Source organism: Pseudoalteromonas sp. J2K-J599 (assembly GCF_059295115.2).
Window position 1 is genome coordinate 211,203 of sequence record NZ_CM200271.1, and the last position, 20,079, is coordinate 231,281.

Annotated in this window: 15 protein-coding genes; 10 read left to right on the forward strand and 5 right to left on the reverse strand. The window is 40.5% G+C overall.

From position 1 onward, the window contains the following. The first annotated feature begins 106 nt into the window (after window positions 1-106). Both AC5NT5_RS00975 and AC5NT5_RS00980 read left to right on the forward strand, forming a co-directional pair. The gene (locus AC5NT5_RS00975; RefSeq protein WP_002958808.1) at window positions 107-739 is read left to right on the forward strand and encodes a 2OG-Fe dioxygenase family protein; all 633 of its coding nucleotides are present in this window, start codon (window positions 107-109) and stop codon (window positions 737-739) included. A gap of 11 nt (window positions 740-750) precedes the next feature. Beyond that, window positions 751-1,986 carry a cysteine desulfurase-like protein gene (locus AC5NT5_RS00980; RefSeq protein ID WP_494514134.1) on the forward strand — a complete coding sequence of 412 codons (1,236 nt, stop codon included), beginning with the start codon at window positions 751-753 and terminating at the stop codon, window positions 1,984-1,986. Between the two features lie 21 nt (window positions 1,987-2,007). On the opposite strand, the gene AC5NT5_RS00985 is transcribed toward AC5NT5_RS00980, so the two are convergent. Next, a complete protein-coding gene (locus AC5NT5_RS00985) occupies window positions 2,008-2,712 on the reverse strand; it encodes a 2OG-Fe(II) oxygenase (protein WP_193226805.1) in 705 nt (234 codons plus the stop codon). 33 nt (window positions 2,713-2,745) lie between these two features. Between AC5NT5_RS00985 and AC5NT5_RS00990 the strand changes: the two genes are divergently transcribed. The 7 genes from AC5NT5_RS00990 (at window position 2,746) to AC5NT5_RS01020 (ending at window position 13,733) form a co-directional block, all read left to right on the forward strand. After that, window positions 2,746-3,144, forward strand: coding sequence for an acyl-CoA thioesterase (locus tag AC5NT5_RS00990; RefSeq protein ID WP_182671870.1), 399 nt, complete (start codon window positions 2,746-2,748; stop codon window positions 3,142-3,144). 200 nt (window positions 3,145-3,344) lie between these two features. Further along, entirely contained in the window at window positions 3,345-4,319 is a 975-nt protein-coding gene (locus tag AC5NT5_RS00995) for an aldose epimerase family protein (protein ID WP_494514133.1), read from the forward strand. A 187-nt stretch (window positions 4,320-4,506) separates the two neighbouring features. Continuing rightward, window positions 4,507-7,254 carry a TonB-dependent receptor gene (locus AC5NT5_RS01000; protein ID WP_188161681.1) on the forward strand — a complete coding sequence of 916 codons (2,748 nt, stop codon included), beginning with the start codon at window positions 4,507-4,509 and terminating at the stop codon, window positions 7,252-7,254. Between the two features lie 192 nt (window positions 7,255-7,446). After that, window positions 7,447-8,973, forward strand: a complete 1,527-nt coding sequence (locus AC5NT5_RS01005; protein WP_494514132.1) for a tryptophan halogenase family protein — start codon at window positions 7,447-7,449, stop codon at window positions 8,971-8,973. A gap of 12 nt (window positions 8,974-8,985) precedes the next feature. After that, a complete protein-coding gene (locus tag AC5NT5_RS01010; protein WP_494514131.1) occupies window positions 8,986-9,747 on the forward strand; it encodes a SapC family protein in 762 nt (253 codons plus the stop codon). Between the two features lie 53 nt (window positions 9,748-9,800). Further along, window positions 9,801-11,279 carry an SLC5 family protein gene (locus AC5NT5_RS01015; RefSeq protein WP_182682444.1) on the forward strand — a complete coding sequence of 493 codons (1,479 nt, stop codon included), beginning with the start codon at window positions 9,801-9,803 and terminating at the stop codon, window positions 11,277-11,279. A gap of 321 nt (window positions 11,280-11,600) precedes the next feature. Continuing rightward, the gene (locus AC5NT5_RS01020; RefSeq protein ID WP_494514130.1) at window positions 11,601-13,733 is read left to right on the forward strand and encodes an alpha-galactosidase; all 2,133 of its coding nucleotides are present in this window, start codon (window positions 11,601-11,603) and stop codon (window positions 13,731-13,733) included. A gap of 160 nt (window positions 13,734-13,893) precedes the next feature. Here the strand turns inward: AC5NT5_RS01020 and recG are convergent, their stop codons facing one another. Genes recG through asnC form a run of 3 tightly spaced genes read right to left on the reverse strand, consistent with a single transcriptional unit; the run spans window position 13,894 to window position 17,220 of the window. Further along, on the reverse strand, window positions 13,894-15,975 hold the full coding sequence (gene recG, locus AC5NT5_RS01025) for an ATP-dependent DNA helicase RecG (RefSeq protein ID WP_494514129.1): 2,082 nt from the start codon (window positions 15,973-15,975) through the stop codon (window positions 13,894-13,896). Between the two features lie 58 nt (window positions 15,976-16,033). After that, on the reverse strand, window positions 16,034-16,720 hold the full coding sequence (gene trmH / locus AC5NT5_RS01030) for a tRNA (guanosine(18)-2'-O)-methyltransferase TrmH (RefSeq protein WP_007580009.1): 687 nt from the start codon (window positions 16,718-16,720) through the stop codon (window positions 16,034-16,036). 41 nt (window positions 16,721-16,761) lie between these two features. Then, complete coding sequence (gene asnC / locus AC5NT5_RS01035; RefSeq protein WP_024595831.1) at window positions 16,762-17,220, reverse strand: transcriptional regulator AsnC; 459 nt, start codon at window positions 17,218-17,220, stop codon at window positions 16,762-16,764. Between the two features lie 197 nt (window positions 17,221-17,417). On the opposite strand from asnC, the gene asnA reads away from it, so the two are divergent. Next, complete coding sequence (gene asnA / locus AC5NT5_RS01040) at window positions 17,418-18,413, forward strand: aspartate--ammonia ligase (RefSeq protein WP_494514128.1); 996 nt, start codon at window positions 17,418-17,420, stop codon at window positions 18,411-18,413. Between the two features lie 39 nt (window positions 18,414-18,452). On the opposite strand, the gene AC5NT5_RS01045 is transcribed toward asnA, so the two are convergent. Beyond that, entirely contained in the window at window positions 18,453-20,060 is a 1,608-nt protein-coding gene (locus AC5NT5_RS01045; RefSeq protein WP_182692454.1) for a flagellar assembly protein A, read from the reverse strand. Window positions 20,061-20,079 lie beyond the last annotated feature (19 nt).

Below are 20,079 nucleotides of genomic sequence, written 5' to 3' on the forward strand. Positions count from 1 at the left end.
TTAACTCTAGTCTTAAATTGCTTTTAAAGTAATTAATCGCGCAAAAATTCCTATCAAAATGCATTAAAATCCTTATCAATATTCTCATTATTTTAGGCGAGATTTTATGACAGCATTAAACAACCAGAATTTATTGCAACTACGTTTTGTTAACCAAGCAAATATTGATTTGGTTAAACCTTCTTTTGATAACCTTCCTGCAAACCTTTATGCAGATGGTGCCTTTCGTAAACGTCGTTATTCAGTAGTAAAAATGCAAAATGGTGAAATAAAGCTACAGCAAGCCAAAGCATTTGTTCAAGATGATTCAATTAATACTTTTCAAGGTAATGTAGAGCGTACTTACGAAAATTTAGAGCAAAGTTTACTTGAGTCAGAGGGCATGAAAAGCATTGTAAATGAGTTTCGCCAACTTACCGGTATTGATGAGCAGCGTGATATTGAAATTCATCAGTTCCGTATGCTTGCCATCGATAGCGATACACCTGCAGCTCCAGAAGGCGTGCATCAAGATGGTTTTGACCATGTATGTATATGCGGTGTTTCTCACGAGAACTTAGAAGGTGGCGAACTGCTTGTATACGAAAACAAGCAAGCTGAGCCTTGTTTTAAAATGGAAATAAAAGACGGCATGTTTGCATTAATAAACGACCGTCAAGTGTGGCATAACGCAACACCTATGAACAAAATTGATGCTAGCAAACCAGGTTACCTGGATTGTTTTGTATTAACGTCTTAAGGAAGTTAGGCATGAACATAACGCAATTACGTGAGCAGTTTCCAGCATTAATGCAGAACGTTGATGGTAAATCGCCAATATTTTTAGACGGACCAGGTGGCTCGCAGGTACCAACATCGGTGCTTACTGCGATGACAGCTTATTTAGGTCATTATAATTCGAACTTAGGTGGCGCGTTTTTTTCAAGTGATAAAACGGTTGAGTTAATGGCGAATGCGCGCCAAGCCGCCGCTGACTTACTTAATGCACCTAGCTCACAACAAATTGTGTTTGGTCCAAACATGACCAGCCTTACGTTTAGTTTTAGCCGTGCAATTTCACGCGACTGGAAGGCTGGCGATGAAATAATTGTAACTAATGCCGATCACTTCTCGAATGTATCGTCGTGGCAACAAGCTGCAGAAGATAAAGGCGTTAAAGTTAATACGGCTTTAATTAACGAAGCTGATTGCAGCTTAGATATGGTGCAATTTGAAAGCTTATTAAACAGCAACACTAAGCTTGTCGCGGTAACGTACGCTTCAAATACCACAGGTTCAATTAATAATATTAAACGTATTGTCGAGCTTGCTCACGCTGTAGGTGCGCTTGTTTATGTTGATGCCGTACACTATGCACCGCATGAACTTGTTGACGTGCAATCACTTGATTGCGACTTCTTAGCGTGCTCTGCGTATAAGTTTTTTGGCCCGCATTTAGGTATGGTTTACGGTAAAAAAGAACATTTAGACGGGTTTACGCCTTACAAGGTTGAGCCAGCTAAAGACATAGCACCAGGTCGCTGGGAAACCGGCACGCAAAGCTTTGAAGCAATGGCTGGTTTTATCGCAGCTGTTGATTACATTGCGGCGATTAGCGAACTTGACGATAGCCATTCACGCCGCGAAAAGTTAAGCGTTGCTTTTGCTAAAACTAAGCAGCACGAAATGGCGCTTAGCGAACACTTTTTAACGCGCTTAGTTAATTATCCACGTATTAAGTTATTTGGTATTGATGATTTTGATCGCCTTAATGAGCGTACACCTACTTTTGCTTTAATTTTTGAAGGGCTTGAGCCACGCGCCGTTTCAGAATTTCTAGGTAAGCAGCATATTTGCGTGTGGGATGGTAATTTTTACGCGCAAGGGTTGTGTAAGCAATTAGATGTGCTTGATAAAGGCGGTGTAGTGCGCATTGGTTGTATGCACTACAACACCATTGAAGAGCTAGATCAGTTGTTTAATTTATTTGATGAACTGCTTGGTTAAATAATACTGATTTTTGGTGCGCTAACTCTTAGGCGCACCATATATTTGTTCTGCACGGTTAAACAGTACCCACGAGGTTAAAATATACTTATCGTTTGATACTGGCTTATTGCCTCTATGAGTATGTGTAAAGTAGCCAGGTGCTATTACCATAGTGCCTTTTTTAGGGGCGATTTTACGGTTTTGATAGTAAAACTCTGTTTCACCACCTTCTTCTACATCGTTTAAGTAAAACATAAATAACAACACGCGATGCAAAGCTTCATTGTGCTGTAGCTGCGGATAAACTTCACTGTGCCAGTAAGGGTAGCCACCTTTGTTTACTTCGTATTTTTGCGCTTGAATGTTACCGAGTCTAAAAATTTGCTGAACTAAAACGGGTAACTGCGGTTTACCCACTTCTTCAAAATTCTCTTGGGTTAAATCGACTACATCACCTGTTTTTGGATGATAAACCTTTAAGCCAAATGCCCCAATCATCATAAAAATATGCTCTTCAACATACTTAAAAACATGCTGTGCAGTCGTTTGTTGTATATGTTTTAATTGTTGTGCATATTCGGGGTGATTATTTAAGTGTAGGTCGTGGCTGTCTTTTTTCTTTAAGTCGATACCGCCCGATGTTACCCCTTGTCTTACATGCGGGCTTTGCGCGAATGTGGAAATAAATTCATCGCAAAACTCATCGCTTAATGCGTTATCAATAACGCGTATAAAGTCCGTCATGGTTTACCTTTATATAATTATTATTGGATTTTTATGTTTATTGAAAAAGTGATGCCGCGCTTTAGCGAAACAGATGCACTCGGACACATTAACAATACCGTACTCCCTGTATGGTTTGAAGTCGCGCGTGGACCTATTTTTAAGTTTTTTACACCGGACTTAAATCCACATGACTGGAAATTGATTATCGCCAAAGTTGAAGTGTCGTTTGTGGGCGAATTATTTTATGGCCACGAAGTGACCGTAAAAACCTCTGTAGAGCATATAGGCACTAGCTCTTTTACACTTAGGCAAGAAGCATGGCAACACGATAAATGCTGCGCAATAGGCAAAGCTGTGATGGTGAGGTACGATTTTATTGCTAAATCAAAGCAAGCGCTTAGCATTGACGAAAAAACGGCGCTTAACGAGCATATTTACCAAAGCAGTTAACTTTACGAGGCTTATATTTTACATAAGCCCATACTGAGCTGAATTAGTGTAAATAAATAATGGCAGCTGTAAATTTTTGTCGTGATTTTTTAACGCATTTAGATTGAGTTACAGGTCTCAATTATATACTATTTATATTATATATTGTTGCGCCGTTATAACAGGAAATGTTAATTCGGTAATTTGATTGGAGAATGCGTGTGACATCTATTGGCAATAACCAACCTTTACAAGTTATTCAGCTCAGTGATGGTCAAAATTTAACAGCTGAAATTTTGCCATTTGGCGCAATAATAAAAAGCATTAAATTTAAAAAACAAGAAATGACGCTTAGCGTTGACGACCCGCAATACTATCTTGAAAACCCATTTTACTTAGGCGCAACTGTCGGTAGATACGCTAACCGCATTGCTGGTGGACGTTTTAGTCTATCGGGTACTGAATATCAGTTAGATACTAATAACGGTCCTAATAGCCTGCACGGCGGCGTTAAAGGCTTTAATAAAGTTCTTTGGCAAGTAAGTAAACAAACTGAAAGTGAAGTTGAGCTTTATTATTGCTCGCCCGACGGCGAACAAGGTTTCCCCGGTGAGTTGCAGGTTTGGCAAACGATTAGCGCTAAAAACGGCGAGCTTACTCTGCACTTTAAAGCGATAACGAATAAAGAAACGCTCGTTAACTTTACTAACCATTGCTACTTTAATCTTGATGGCAGTGAATCAATTAATGAGCATCTTGTTCAAATTAATACCGATCGTTACCTTCCTATCGATACAACAAGTATTCCACTTAATGAACCCGCTTTAGCTACAGACACCTGCTTTGATTTTACTAAGCCAGCTCAAGTTGGTGAGGCCTTAAGCGCCGTTCATCCTCAGCTAGAAGCTGGTAATGGCTTTGATCACTGCTATATTTTTAATGATGACAGCAGTTTAAAAACGATGGCTACATTAACTTCGCCACACACGAACGTTAGTTTAACCCTTAAAAGTACGCAGCCAGGCATGCAACTTTATACCGCAAACTTTGTAGGTGCGCCTTTTAAAGCACGGCAAGCTTTGTGTTTTGAAGCGCAAAATTGGCCAGATGCGCCAAACCGGACAAATTTTCCAAAAGCTAATTTATTTCCGGGAGAGGATTACGAACAGGTTATTATTTACTCTTTTTCTGAGTGAATACAGCATTCTAATGTTAATTTAAAGAAAATTAAAAGCAAAAATATAGTGATTAAATGCTATCCATAATTCAGGAAAAGGTTGCACTTTTTGCTGGTTTAAAGTATTTATAATATAAATAGTATTTGAAACTATATGCACTACCACAACGACACAACGACTACACACAATCAGGAGTTTTTAAAAAATGATAATTAACAATAAGTTATCGTTCAACAAGAAAACCGCGCTCAGTATTGCTATCACTGGTATATTGGCAAGCGGAAGCGTTGCAGCTCAAGGCGCTGAAGGCAATACGCCTACAGTAGTAAATGAAGATGTTGAAGTTATCGCAGTAACGGGTATCCGCAGCAGCTTACGTTCATCAATGTTAGATAAAAAAGCATCTAATGTTGTTACAGACGGGATTAAAGCAGAAGATCTTGGTAAATTTCCTGATTTAAACGTAGCAGAGTCTCTGCAACGTATTACAGGTGTGGCAATTGACCGCAGTGGTGGTGAAGGCCAAGCGGTAACTATTCGTGGTTTTGGTCCACAATTTAATACTGTACTTGTTAATGGTCGTCAAATTGCGACAGACAGTGCAGGTCGTGAATTCAATTTTGATGTATTAGCGGCAGATCAAATCACCGGTGCTGATATTTATAAAAGTAATACAGCAACGCTTCAAGAAGGCGGCATTGGTGGTACGGTTAACGTAACTACAGCACGTCCTTTTGATTTTGGCGGTTTACATGTTTTAGGCTCTGTTAAAGGCATGTACGAAAGCCTTTCTGAAGAAGTATCTCCATCAGCATCATTTTTAATTAGTAATACGTTTAACGATGACAAGCTAGGTGTGCTTTTTGCCATCACTAATCAGCAACGAAAGCTTCAAAATAACCAAATTTTAACGGCAGGTTGGCGCGGCGGCCAAACAATTTCTAACCCTACTGATGGTGTACTGTTTGAAAATGCATACATTCCACGTAACTGGGATCAAGTAGTTGATGAGCAAGACCGTGAACGTACAAACGCAAGTTTAGTGCTTCAATATGCACCATCTGACGATGTTACAATTACTGTTGATGGAATGATTTCAAAATTTGAAGTTGATTCGTCAGTGCGTGATTTAGCATCTTGGTTTGAACCAGACCGTGTAGGCAGTGCAACAATTGATGCTGAAACGGGTACGCTTTTAACTTTCTCTCAAGAAGCTGGCTTAGGCGCGCCAAGTGGCGACCCTGCAAGTGACTTTGTATCACACACGCGTAACTCACGTGATGTAACTAACAAAGCATTTGGTATTAATGTTGATTGGCAAGTAAACGAGTCATTAAAAGCAAAATTTGATGTATCTCGCTCAACAGCTGAAAACGACCGTGCAGGTAATGATCGCTTTAACGTTGTAGGTATGATTAACAGCTACAGCTTTGACGGTACTGGCAGTATTCCTACCGTACAGCATGATGGCTTTGAAAATGGGTCATTGCCAGATCCAAGCCTAGCGCGTCTTCACTACAATGAAATTGGTAACCAATTTACTGATGAAGATGAAATCACTGAAGTAAAAGCCGATTTTGAATACGTGCCAGATAAAGGCCCAGTAGAGCGTATTAACTTTGGTGCTTATCGCCAAGAGCGTGAAAAATCTAGCTTCCAAATTTTTGGTAGCCAATGTCAATTTTGTGGTTACGGTACACAAGCACCGCTTGATGAAATTGATTTTGAAGCATACACAGCGAGTAATTACTTCCCTGGTTTAATCGATACATTTTATAGCTACGATGGCGATAAGATGCTTGATTACTTAGCCGATCAAGGTTTTCCAGTAGAGCCAACGCTACAAAATAACCGTTACACAATTAACGAAGACATCACTAGCTTATACATGGACTTTACGCTTGGTTTTGACCTAGCTGATATGCCGGTAACCGTTAATATGGGTGCTCGTTACTCTGAAACCGATATTGAAGTTGCTGCTATACAAAGCTTTATTAGCGATGTAGTTCCAACGTCAGATGCGACATTGTTTGCTAACGTATTTGGTCCTGCGACTAATATTGAACAAGGTACTAGCTACTCAAACTTACTACCGTCTTTCAACGTTAAGCTTGAGCTACAAGATAATATGATTTTACGTTTTGCCGCGTACGATAGTATTACTCGTCCAACGATGTCTCAGTTATCTCCTGCGACAAACTTTAACGAACCACGTCGTCAAAACTTAACGGCAAGTGGTGGCAATCCAGCACTTAAACCATTCCAATCAGAAAACTGGGATATCTCTTACGAGTGGTACTACAACGATGCTAACTTATTTAGCTTTGCGGTATTTAGTAAAGAAGTTGACGACTTTATTGTTACGTTAACGGGTGCAGAAACATACGAAATGTCTGACCGTTCGGGCCCTGATTTTGCGTGTACTACATGTACAGACCAAACAGATGACGAACTTATTGGTAGCTCAGAAGTTTACACTGTAAGCCGTCCTCAAAATGGTGAGTCTGCAACCGTAACCGGCTTCGAAGTGGGTGTTACTCACATGTTTGAAAATGGCTTTGGTTTTATCGCTAATGCGACTGTTGTGAATAGCGACATTAGTGTAGGTGATGATACAACTCAAACATTTGCACTTGAAGGTTTGGGCGATTCACAAAACTTAGTATTGTTTTATGAGCAAGACAACTGGCAAGCACGTGTTGCATTTAACAACCGTGAAGGCTTTTTACGCTTAGTTGATAACGGCTTCAATGGTGAACCAGTGAACGTAGAAACGTACGGCCAGTGGGATATTAGTGCAAGCTACGATATTAACGAAAACTTCACTATTTTTGCAGAAGGCATCAATATCACTGAAGAAGAGTTAGTACAAACAGGTCGTTTTGCTAACCAAATCTATTCAGTGGAAGATAATGGCTCACGTTACGCGTTTGGTATTCGCGGATCGTTTTAATTAATGTTTGAGGCGAACTTCTCGCCTCTTGTTTCATTGCAGTACATTAGTGCTAATACCAATTAGGTTAATTTAACAGTAATGTATATTAGTTAACCTAATTGGCTAAAATGAAACCACATTAAATCCAAATGCCCTACCGGGCATTTGTTGTATAAAACGTTATCAAAGATACTCAAAGAGTAGTCCACTATGAATAAAGCAATAAAAACAATCGCAGTAATTGGTGGCGGCACAGCAGGATGGTTGAGCGCTGCAATTATAGCTTCGTATCACCAAGGTAAAAATGGTGATGGCTTAAAAGTGATGTTGGTTGAATCGTCAGATATTCCAACAATTGGTGTAGGTGAAGGTACCTGGCCCACTATGAAAAACACACTTCAGCAAATAGGTTTGCGTGAAGTTGATGTATTTAAAGCCTGTAACGCTACCTTTAAGCAAGGTGGTAAATTTGTAAATTGGACGCACGGCAACAACGACTTTTACTACCATCCATTTACTGTACCGCTAGGCTACGGCCGCATAGATTTAGCCCCTTATTTAGATAATGTTGAAGACTTTGCACAGCAAACTAATTTTCAACATGATATTTGCGAAGCAAGCTTAGCCCCAAGAGGTATAGCTCAGGGTGAATATCAAGGTAACTGTAATTACGCTTATCACTTAGATGCCGGCGCTTTTGCAGAAATGCTTAAACAGCATTGTAAAAGTAAGCTTGGCGTAGAGCATATTGTTGGTACTGTTGATCAGGTAAAACTTGATGACGATGGTGCAATAAATGAGCTTACTCTAAAAGATCAAACCCGCATTATAAGCGCCGATTTATTTATAGACTGTACTGGTTTTTCATCATTGTTATTAGGCCAAGCGCTCAACGTAGCGTTTAAAAAAATGGACCACGTGCTATTTAACGACAGCGCACTGGCGATGCAAGTCCCTTACGATGAAAACGATGACTCCTTAGCCAGCCATACCATAGCAACAGCGCAAAATGCTGGATGGATTTGGGATATAGGTTTAACGCATCGTCGTGGTGTAGGGCATGTATATTCAAGCAAATTTTTATCAGACGATGAAGCAGAGCAAAACTTACGAAACTATTTAGGCGATGCAGCAAACGGTTTAACTGCCCGTAAAATTAGCTTTGAGTCGGGCTACCGTGAGAAGTTTTGGCATAAAAACTGTGTTGCAGTGGGTATGTCAGCAGGGTTTGTAGAGCCGCTTGAAGCAACCGCTATTATGCTTGTTGAAATTTCAGCACGCTTTGTAGCAGAGCATATGCCAGCAGATACACAAGTAATGCCTATTGTAGCTAAACGCTTTAACGAGCAAATGGACTACCGCTGGCAGCGCATTATCGACTTTTTAAAGCTCCATTACATGCTAACCAAGCGTCCAGAACCTTACTGGCAAGCGCATGTACATCCGGACACTATTCCACAAACCCTGCAAGAAGATTTACTGCTTTGGGGAAGCCGTGGCCCGCTTATTCAAGATTTTCATGGCGCATTAGAGTTATTCCCAGCCGCCAGCTACCAGTACGTTTTATATGGTATGGGCTTCAAACCAGACTTTACTAAACAGGCTTATTTGTATTCACAAGACGCTCAAGCCAAACAAATAATTGAACGTAACAGCCAGCTTACACAGCAGATGTTGCAAACTTTGCCGCCACACCGCGCTTATATTGAGCAGTGGTTAGCGGCTAACCCAGTTTAAGGATGTGTAACTATGGCTATTAGTGAACTAGTAAACACCAAACACCAAACATTAAAAATTAACCCTAATGCAGGTGTTGAATATGCAAAAACGCAGCATTTAGTTAATTTAAGAGCTAACGAAGTGGCAAAAGCTGCATGCGACTTACCTATATTTTTAGCGCGAAATGCGCAAAACGGCAGTTATACCGTATCGGGTTTAACAAGCTTTAGTGCTGGGCAAAGTTTATTGGTTAATAACAACCAGTGGCAGGCGCTTTACACACCGGTATGTATACAAACTCACCCTCTTTATTTAATGACCCGTGAAGCAAATAACAGCGACTACTTTATTGCGATTGATGATCAAAGCTCAGCCGTAAATACGCAGCAAGGCGAGGCACTATTTGATGCTAAAGGTAAGCCAAGCTTATTTTTGAATTCACAGCAAAAGCTACTTGAGAGCGATTTAAAAAATGATTATCAAACGTATCAATTTACCCAAGAAGTAGCGCGCTTAGGGCTTATTAAAAACATAGATATTGTATTGCAGTTTGAACAAGGCGAAACCCAAACTATTCAAGGTTTGAGCACCGTTGATGAAGACAAACTGCAAACTTTAGATAGCGATACCGTTGCAAACTTACACAAGCAAGGTTACCTAAGTGTGCTTAACAGTATGCTTATTTCTCTGTTTCAGTTAAATGCATTGGTAAAGCTGCACAACCAACGTCCCGAACTTATGCCTTTAAAGCAAATTAAGTTAGAACTAAGTCGAGATGCGCACGCGCTGTAGCGTGCACTTTTTTATTACACAGACATTGCGCGTAACGCGTAGGAGACACACACATGTCAGATAACATTTTACAGCTGGTGGTTTTTGTTTTTGTCACCGCTTTAATTGGTGGCCTTACTTATTGGAAATGCCGAGGCCAAAATCGTAATAACGGACAAAGCCAAACCAAAGAGTATTTTTTAGCGGGCGGTGGCCTTACTTGGATGTTTGTTGCAGGTTCAATAACACTTACTAACTTAAGCACCGACCAACTAGTAGGTATGAATGGTAACCAAATGGCTTTGCTTGTTTGGTGGGAGCTTGCGGCGATTATTGGCTTAATTATTTTAGCTAAAGTCTTCATTCCTGTTTATTACAAATACAATTGTACTACCACCACAGAGCTTTTAGAAAAGCGCTATAACAACAAACATATTCGCGCTGTTATTGGGGGATTATTCTTTTTAGGTAATGCACTTATTTACATGCCAGCGGTAATTTACTCAGGTGCGCTATTTATGCAAACCATGTTTAAGGTTGATATTCCGCTAATGTATATTGCCACCGCATTTGCCATTGTAGGTGCTATTTATGCGTTTTTTGGTGGTCTACGTGCAGTTGCAGTGTCTGATACATACAACGGTTTACTGGTACTGGGTATGGCTGTTTTAGTGGTGTTTTTAGCACTTAATGCGATTAATTATGACTTTACGGGTATTCCTGAGGAGCGCTTAACACTCATAGGCGATGCTGACTCACCTATTCCGTGGCCAACACTTTTAACCGGTATGATCTTTATTCAAATGTATTACTGGGGTACTAACCAAACAATTACGCAACGAGCCATGGCAGCACCTAATGTTAAAGAAGCGCAAAAAGGTATATTTGCCGCAGCGGGAATTCGTTTTTTAATCGTCCCTGCCATTGTGGTATTACCGGGTATTATTTCATTTAAACTTTACGGCGATATTGGCGACGCTGCTTATGGTCGAATTGTAGGTGATGTAATGCCAGCATGGTTAACTGGTGTGTTTGCAGCGGCAATGGCAGCGGCAGTGCTGTCTACTTACAACAGCTTATTAAATTCAGCTACAGCACTATATGTATGTGACATTCACGAAGCTTACTTTAATAAAGAGCCAAGTGTTGTAAAGCTAAGTGGTTACGTAACATTGCTACTAACAAGCTTAACACTGGTACTTGTACCAATTTACCAGCAAGCAGACAGTATTATTAACTTGCTACAGCAATTAAATGGCTTATTAAGTATGCCTATATTCTCAATTTTTGTAGTGGGCTTATTATTTAAAAATGTTGATGCACGTGCAGGTATTGCAGCAGTAATTTTAGGTGTTGTAATGTACGGCATGCTTACGTTTGCAAACTCCCCACTACATACTGACATTCATTACATTCACTTAATGCCAATTACACTGATTGTATGTGTAGCTTTTGCATTGATAGTAAATAAAGTGGTATTTGGTTTGAATGCGCAGTGGGCAGGTAAAACACCGGCACTTGATGACGCAGGACAAGTACAAGTACAAAAATAGATTGTAAATAGTTTAAGCTGACAAAATCGGTCATGGGGCAACTCTGGCCGATTTTTTATATATATTAAAAGCAATAACAGAGCTTTAAAGTAAAGGTTAGTTTAATACCTTTTATTACAGTGGTACTTCCAGTGAGTTTATCTGACTATTTGCGATGTAAAGACTATCAAAACCTAATTTGTATGATATATACTATTATTATTGAGTGTCACCATCTGATAGATTGTGGCTCAAGCAAAGAGATACATTTAGTAAATAGTGTAGCTTACTAATTTTCGTTATATTTATAACTCACACAATGAACAAGAGGATAGGAAAATCATGGCCGACACTAAATCATTTTATCGATTAGACAGTGTAAACAGCACCGTTATTTTCGACTGCCAGAGCAAAACACCGGCGTTACTGTACTTTGGTAAGCGCCTATCTGAGCAAACAACAGAAACAATGCTTACTCAGCTTGCTACCCGTCAAGAAGTAAAATGTGCCGTGGTTGAAGAAGCGCCTATTTCTCTATCTCCTTTATTAGGCGAAGGCTTTACTGGCGCGCCAGGGCTTGAGCTAGTAAATGATTCAATTGCATGGTCAGTTGGGCCAGAGCTTCAAGAAGTGCGTCAGCCTTCAAGTGCGACTGTTGAGTTTGTAAGTGTAGATAAGCTTCGTGGTATTGAAGTCGTGCACAGCATTACGCTTGACAACAACAGTGACGTACTAAGTGCACATACTGTATTAACTAATTTAGGTGACTCACCACTGAGCGTTAATTTTTGCGCCGCGCCAACATTTCAATTGCCAGACAGCGTAAGTAAAATAGTGAGCTTTGAAGGTCGTTGGTCAAACGAATTCCAGCGTCAATCTGTTGATTTAGTGCTTGGCAGCTTTGTACGTGAAAACCGTAAAGGCAAAACATCACACGATGTGTTTCCTGGTTTATTAGTGCATAACGAAAATGCAGGCGAGCAACACGGCGAATGTTACGGCTTTCATTTAGGTTGGAGCGGCAACAATAAACTACGCGCAGAGCTTCTAGCTGAAGGTCGTCGTTATGTACAAATGGGTGAGCTATTACTTCCTGGTGAGCTTACGCTTGCTAAAGGTCAAACGTATCAAAGCCCGAGCATTTATGGCTCGTTTTCAAGTGAAGGTTTTAGCGCGCTTTCTCGTAATTTTCATCGTTTTGTTAAAGCTAATTTACTTAGCCAAGCTCAACGTGAAAAAGCGCGCCCTGTGCATTACAACACGTGGGAAGGTATTTACTTTGATCACGACGTAGACACGCTTAAGCAGTTAGCCGACAAAGTAGCGCCGTTAGGTATTGAGCGTTTTGTACTTGATGATGGCTGGTTTAGAGGCCGCCGTGGCGACAATGCAGGCTTAGGTGATTGGACAGTAGATTACAAAATTTACCCAGATGGCTTATCGCCAGTCATTGATCATGTAAACAGCTTAGGTATGGAGTTTGGTATTTGGTTTGAACCAGAAATGGTCAACCCAGATAGCGATTTATACCGCGCGCATCCTGATTGGGTTTTAGGCTCAGAAAATAACGAGCAGTTAAGCTTTAGAAATCAGCTAGTACTTGATTTAACGCGCTCTGAGGTTGTTGAGTACCTATACAAAGCGATTGACGATATTTTAGTTGAATACCCAACTATTAAGTACATTAAATGGGATATGAACCGCGATATTAACCATGCGGGTAATTTTGATGGTAAGCCAGCAGTGCACCAGCAAACATTAGCACTTTATCGTTTAATTGACCGTATTAAAGCGGCGCACCCAGGGCTTGAAATAGAAAGCTGTTCGTCAGGTGGTGCACGTGTAGATTACGGCGTACTTGCACACACAGACCGTGTATGGACGTCAGATTCAAACGATGCGCTTGATCGCCTTGAAATACAGCGTGGATGTTCGTTCTTTTTCCCATCGTCGGTAATGGGGGCACACGTAGGGCCACGTGATTGTCATATCACAGGGCGTAATGTAAGTATTGAAATGCGTGCTGCGGTATCAATGTTTGGCCACATGGGCATTGAAATGGACCCACGTGAGCTGACCGATCACGAATACAATGCACTTAAAGCGGCAATAGCACTTCACAAAGAGCATCGTGAGTTTATTCATGCTGCCGATTTATACCGCCTTGATAGCGACGATTTATCAATTAACTTTGGTTTAATCGATGAGCAAAAAACAAAAGCGTTATTTGCCTATAACAGCGTTCGCGAAACACCGCGTACAGCGCCTAATAAGCTTCGTTTTGTTGGCCTAGATGCCGATGCGCAGTACACACTTAATTTAGTGTGGCCGGTAAAATTTGAAGAGTATCGTCCATCTTCTATTGCTGCGGTAAATGGTCAAACATTTACCGGTGAAGCGTTAATGCAGTTTGGTTTACAAATGCCAATTTCATTCCCGCAAACATCGCTTATATTTGAGCTTAACAAAGCTTAAATTTAACTAAGAGCAGTAAAGGGCGAAAATCGCTTTTATGCTGCTCTATTGAGATATCAGTAGTCAGCTCTATATTGTTTAGGGCTGGCTTTTTTATACCCTTAGTAAGCTAATTTAGTAAATTAACTTAGTAAACTCAAAAGTATCGAAAATAGAGTGGTTACGCTTGCGCGTAATTTTGCTTGTTACCCAACCAACGTTGAATTAGTGGGTCAACAACCTCTGGGTGTTGCTTAAGCATTTGCTGTGCAATCGGTCTTACTTGATTAAGTATGTGCTTATCGCGGGTAAGATCGGCAATTTTAAACTCGGCTAACCCTGTTTGTTTTGTACCGAGTACTTCACCAGGGCCACGAATTTCTAAATCGCGCTCTGCTATCACAAAACCATCGTTACTATCGCGTAGTACACCTAATCGCTTTTGAGCAGTATGAGACAGTGGTGCGTGGTATAAAAGCACGCAATGCGATGCCGTAGCGCCACGGCCAACTCGCCCACGTAACTGATGCAGCTGTGCTAAGCCTAAGCGCTCAGGGTTTTCTATAATGATTAAGCTCGCATTAGGGACGTCTACACCAACTTCAATAACCGTAGTGGCTACTAATACGTGTATGTTTCCTGCCTTAAACTCGCTCATAATGGCTTGTTTTTCAGCTGATTTCATTCGCCCATGTACTAAGCCTACGTTTAGCTCTGGTAGCGCTTCTTTTAACTGCAGTGCGCTGTCTTCGGCGGCTTGGCATTGCAGTACTTCAGATTCATCAATAAGTGTACACACCCAATAAACTTGGCGGCCTTGCTCGTTACACGCTAGTTTAACGCGGGCAATAATATCGTCTCTGCGAGTATCAGGAAGTGCCACTGTTGTGATTGGCGTACGCCCAGGTGGCAGCTCATCAATCACAGAGGTTTCTAAGTCGGCATAGGCGGTCATAGCGAGTGTACGTGGAATGGGTGTTGCGGTCATAACTAGTTGATGAGGGTAACAATCACCAAACTTACCTTTTTCACGCAGTGATAAACGCTGGTGGACACCAAAGCGGTGTTGTTCATCAATAACGATAAGCACTAAGTTATTAAACTTAACTTCATCTTGAAATAAAGCGTGAGTACCTACAATCATTTGCGCTTCACCAGAGGCTATTTTTTCAATTGTTGCTACGCGCTCTTTGCCTTTTGTTTTACCGCCAAGCCAAGCAACTGTTATACCTAGTTGATTAAACCACGTTGTAAAATTAACACCATGTTGCTCTGATAAAATTTCAGTAGGAGCCATTAAAGCGACTTGAAAGCCCTGCGCAATGGCTGTTAGTGCACTAAGTGCTGCTACTAGGGTTTTACCTGAGCCTACATCGCCTTGTACTAAACGCATCATGGGATACGCGTGTTGCATGTCACCTTTAATTTCAGCAACTACGCGGCTTTGCGCATTTGTGGGTGCAAAAGGAAGTTGCTCTAAAAATTGGCTTTCTAATGTGTTTACCGGATTTAATGCCACGGCTTTAACTTGTTGCCCTTGCTCTCGTACTTTTAATAAGCTGAGGTTTTGAGCAAGTAACTCCTCAAATACAAGGCGCTGTTGAGCAGGGTGAGTACCTTGCTCTAATGCAGTTACATCAACATCATTTGGTGGGCGGTGCAGTAATAATAAGGCGTCACTTAGCGGCATATTTGATGGCTGCCACTGTGAAGGCAGTAGTTCTTCTACTGAGTATTTATTTAGTAAATCAATGGCTTGCTCGCTTAAAGCTCTAATCGATAGTTGCTTTAAGCCTTCGGTTGTTGAATAAACGGGCGTTAATGTTGTCGCTACCGGCTGCTCGTTAGAGGTATCGCTGATGCTGTATTCAGGATGACTCATTTCAAAGCCAACACGGCCACGGCGCACTTCACCAAAACAACGTATTATTTTACCAGCGCTAAATGCGTTTTTTTGTGCGGCGGTAAAATTAAAAAATCGTAGTGTTAGCCTGCCAGTACCATCATTGATTTGGCAAACAAGCATGCGCCTTTTTCCAAACGTGATTTGGCTTGTTTCAATTGTTGCTTCAACACTCACGTGGCTGTGCAGTGACAACTCATTAATCGCGTATAAGCGAGTGCGATCTTCGTAGCGAAGTGGCAAATGAAAAAGCATATCTTGCACAGTTAAAATACCTAGCTTTAACAAACGCTCAGCCATTTTTGGGCCGACCCCTTTGAGCTCTGTAATTGGGTATTGATTTAAGCTAGGTTTAGACAAATTATATCAATCTTATTATTTGTGAATAAGTTAAGTGTACTTACAGAGCTTTAGTCCATCAAGTATGTTTTAAAGCTTGCCAAAATTGCTCGTCAGCGACTATTTCGCCGTTTTCATCAAGTGCAGGATAAGGTAATTTTTTTTGTTTACACTGCCTTGCGATAATAGGGTGGCAGCCTTCAAAGTAGAGTGGATGTTTAACTTCGGCGCTCAACATATCTCTATTATATAAACCAGCCAGCTCGCGTTGGCGCTGTGCTTCAAACAATATTAGCGCAGCAGCAACTGAAACATTTAGCGATTGCACCATGCCTTGCATTGGAATAATAATATTTTGATCGGCATATTCTAGGGCTTTTTCTGATATCCCCGTTTTTTCTTGTCCAACAATAATAGCCGTTGGCTTGGTGTAATCTACTTCTCTAAAATCAACGGCATCTTCTGATAAGTGAGTCGCTAATATTTGTATTTCTGGATTGCGTTCACGCATTGCAGTAACAGCATCATCAATATTTCTATGCAGGTGCGTCTCTAGCCAGTTTTTACTGCCGCCTGAGGTGTTATTAGTTAGCCATTTTTGCTTTTCAGGCCATACAGCATGTACGTGATGACAACCAACCGCATCAGCACTTCGTACTATTGCAGATAAGTTATGGTGTTTGTGCACGTCTTCTAAGCACACGGTTAAGTCTGTTTGACGGCGCGAAAGTACGTCTTCGATTCTTTGGTAGCGAGTTTGCTGCATGGTTATCCTCTTTTTTCGGCAATTATACGAGATTTTTGCAGTTAAGGCATTACCGTACGGCTAATTGGATTTTGTAGAGAAATAAGAGTTTCTGTTGATTGAATTGCTTCTATTGCCTGTATTTTATTAATCAGCACATCTTGTAAGTGATCAATAGATTTTGTCATTACCTTTATAAATATACTGTAGTTACCTGTTGTGTAATAAGCCTCTACCACTTCCTCCAATGCTTCTAGCTTTATAAGTGTTTGTGGGTAATCACGTGCGTTATTTAAATTAATACCTATAAAGCAACACACATCGTAGCCTAACTGTTTAGTATTAATCGTTAATTGGGTGCCTGTAATGATCCCTGCTTGCTTCATTTTTTCAATTCTTACGTGAATTGTCCCTGCGCTTACATTAAATCTTTTTGCTAATTCGGCGTACGCAGTACGGGCATTTTCCATTAATGCATGAAGTATCTGTTTATCGAGATTATCGATTAAATAATTTTCCATTATATTTTTCTCATAAAATTATCGAATATATGATTTTTATACCACTTAATTGATGGTTTTAATATTTTAAAGCTATTTTTGTTATGGGATATTGAATTAATTAATCAAATCGTTACATTAACCTCATTAAAGGCGCTCATTAGGGTGCTTTTTATCAATTAAGCAAGTAACAATAACTGGGAATGAGGCCAATTATTATGAGTTCACACTATGTGCAGCAACAGCAGCAAATAAGTAAAGTTAAGCAATTTTTTTCACAGCAACTAGAAACCCAACTTGGGCTGGTTGAGGTTCAAGCCCCTATTTTGGCTAAAGTAGGTGACGGCACGCAAGATAACTTAAGTGGCCATGAAAACGCAGTTGCTGTAAATGTAAAAGCGATTACAGATAGCCGCTACGAAGTGGTGCATTCATTGGCTAAGTGGAAACGTAAAACACTCGCAACTTATGGCTTTGGTGTTGGTGAGGGTATTTACACTCAAATGAAAGCTTTGCGCCCAGATGAAGATTCATTAAGTCCTATTCATTCTGTATATGTTGATCAATGGGATTGGGAAAAAGTAATTAACGAAACCACAGAGCGTTCGCTGGCAACACTAAAGCAAACTGTTCAATCTATTTATAAAGGGATAAAAGAGACGGAAGCTTTTGTAAGTGAGTCTTATGGTTTGACGCCTTTTTTACCGGACGACATTAAGTTTGTGCACAGTGAAGAGCTACGTAAAATGTACCCTGACTTTAGCGCTAAACAACGCGAAAAAGCCATTGCACAAGAGTATGGTGCTGTATTTTTAATTGGTATTGGTGGCGCGCTTGGTGATGGCAAAATCCATGATGTAAGAGCCCCAGATTACGATGATTGGTCTACGCCGACATGCGAGCAATACATGGGTTTAAATGGTGATATTTTAGTATGGAACCCAGTACTTGAAGATGCATTTGAAATATCATCAATGGGCATACGTGTAAGCCCTGAGGTTTTAAAAGCGCAGTTAAGTAAAACTGGAGATGAAGACCGCTTAGAGTTTGATTGGCATAAAGCGCTACTACAAAGTAAATTTCCGCAAACAATTGGCGGTGGAATAGGGCAGTCGCGCTTGGCTATGCTCTTGCTACAAAAGCAGCATATTGGTCAAGTACAAGTGGGTGTATGGCCGCAGCAAACACATGCTGAGGTAAGCGGTTTACTTTAAATGTGAATAAATTTGAGTGCTCAATAGAGCACTCAGTTATTAGCTTGTTTTGAACTCTATTTCAATTTTGTTATTCAAAAGTTTAACGTTGCACGGAGGGTAATTGCGGATTGTTTTGAGTACTTTATCAAAAATATGAATCTCTACACCTGAATGCAAAACAGAATTTACCGCTAAATTAGCGTCGTTAAGTAAATCGTGTAAGTCGTGATCTAAGTTTGAAAGACGTTTTTCTAATTGCTCTGCCTGCTCACAATAATGCTTTTGAGTAGCACCAATTTTAGTAATTAATAGTTTTTTCTTTTCGGCATCTTTCACTAAATCAGTTTTTTCTAGTGCTGCTTGCAACGTGTCTAGCTGTGCATCTGTTTTAGCTAAGTCTTTAAAGCAATTATCAGTATCAGCGGTTATTTCGGCGCCAGAAGCCGCTAGGTTAATAATCATTTTAGCGCCTGATTCATTCCCTATTTCGCCAGCAATGAGGGTCGTTGCATCAAGTATTTCGCCACCAAATATTTTACCTTTAGGTAAGTCGGATTGACCAACTTGCAGTAAGCGTTTTGCTTTCATTACACAGTGGCTTGTTTGGCGATCAATAAAAATATTATTTGCTTCTAGGTAGCAATACTGTGAATGAGAGACGTGAATATCACCTCGTGCAATAAGCTTACAAGACAGTGATTGTTCGTCGGCTTTTTGATGGCCAATAATGCCTTGTTTAACGGTGATGTTTCCGCCTGCGGTAAGCTCTCCTGATTCAACCGTGCCAAATATAGTAATATCGCCTTTGGCTGTTACTTTCATTCCAGGGTCTATATTGCGGGTAACAATAACACTGCCTTGAAAGTCAATGTGGCCGCTTTTTACGTTTACATCTGAAATGGTAAAAATATCGTCGACACGCATACCATTATTAATTTCAACCGGAACACCTGCAATAGTAGAGACTAGTTCAAGCGGATTTAGCTTTGATATTTCGGTGCCTTCGCCTGCCACTAATTGTTTATTTTCTCCGGGTTTTGCGGGCAGTATGTCACCTATTACGGTGAAGCCTTCTTTACCAGGGGTTGCTGGTTGTTGGCGAATAAGCACAGAGCCTGGCTCTACGCTTGCAAGCTTGCCAAAGTCGCGCATATCTACGCTGCCATCTTCTTTGAGCTTGGGGGTTTTTAAACGGTCTTTTAAAGTCTCTACGGTTGTTATTAGTTTAGTGGCCAAACCATCACTTGGTAGTCTGCCTTTAGCTAATACTCCCTTAACGACAGAACCCGCTGTATGCTCAAACTGTTTTTGCAGTAGCAACTCTAAAAATGCTTGCTTATAGCCACGCACAATTCCTGCTTTAACGAGTTGTTTTTTTGCATCTTCTAAACTTAATAATTTTCCGCCTTGGGCAAGGGTTAGCTCGCCAATGGCCAGCATTTTATCGTCGCTAATTGTTACATTTAAAGTGGCATTGTGTTTTGTTGCTACAACCAGAGTGTGTTGTGTGTTTTCGTTTTTAAAAAAATCATTAATAGCGTCATGATCTATTTTGCAGTCGCAAAAAGCTGACTTTTCGAGAGCCTCTAAAATAAATGCAGCGCTGGGAGGAATATGTTCTTTTACATCAAGTAAAACATTTCCATTGTTGGCAAGCTTAAACACGAGTTAATCCTTTTTTACT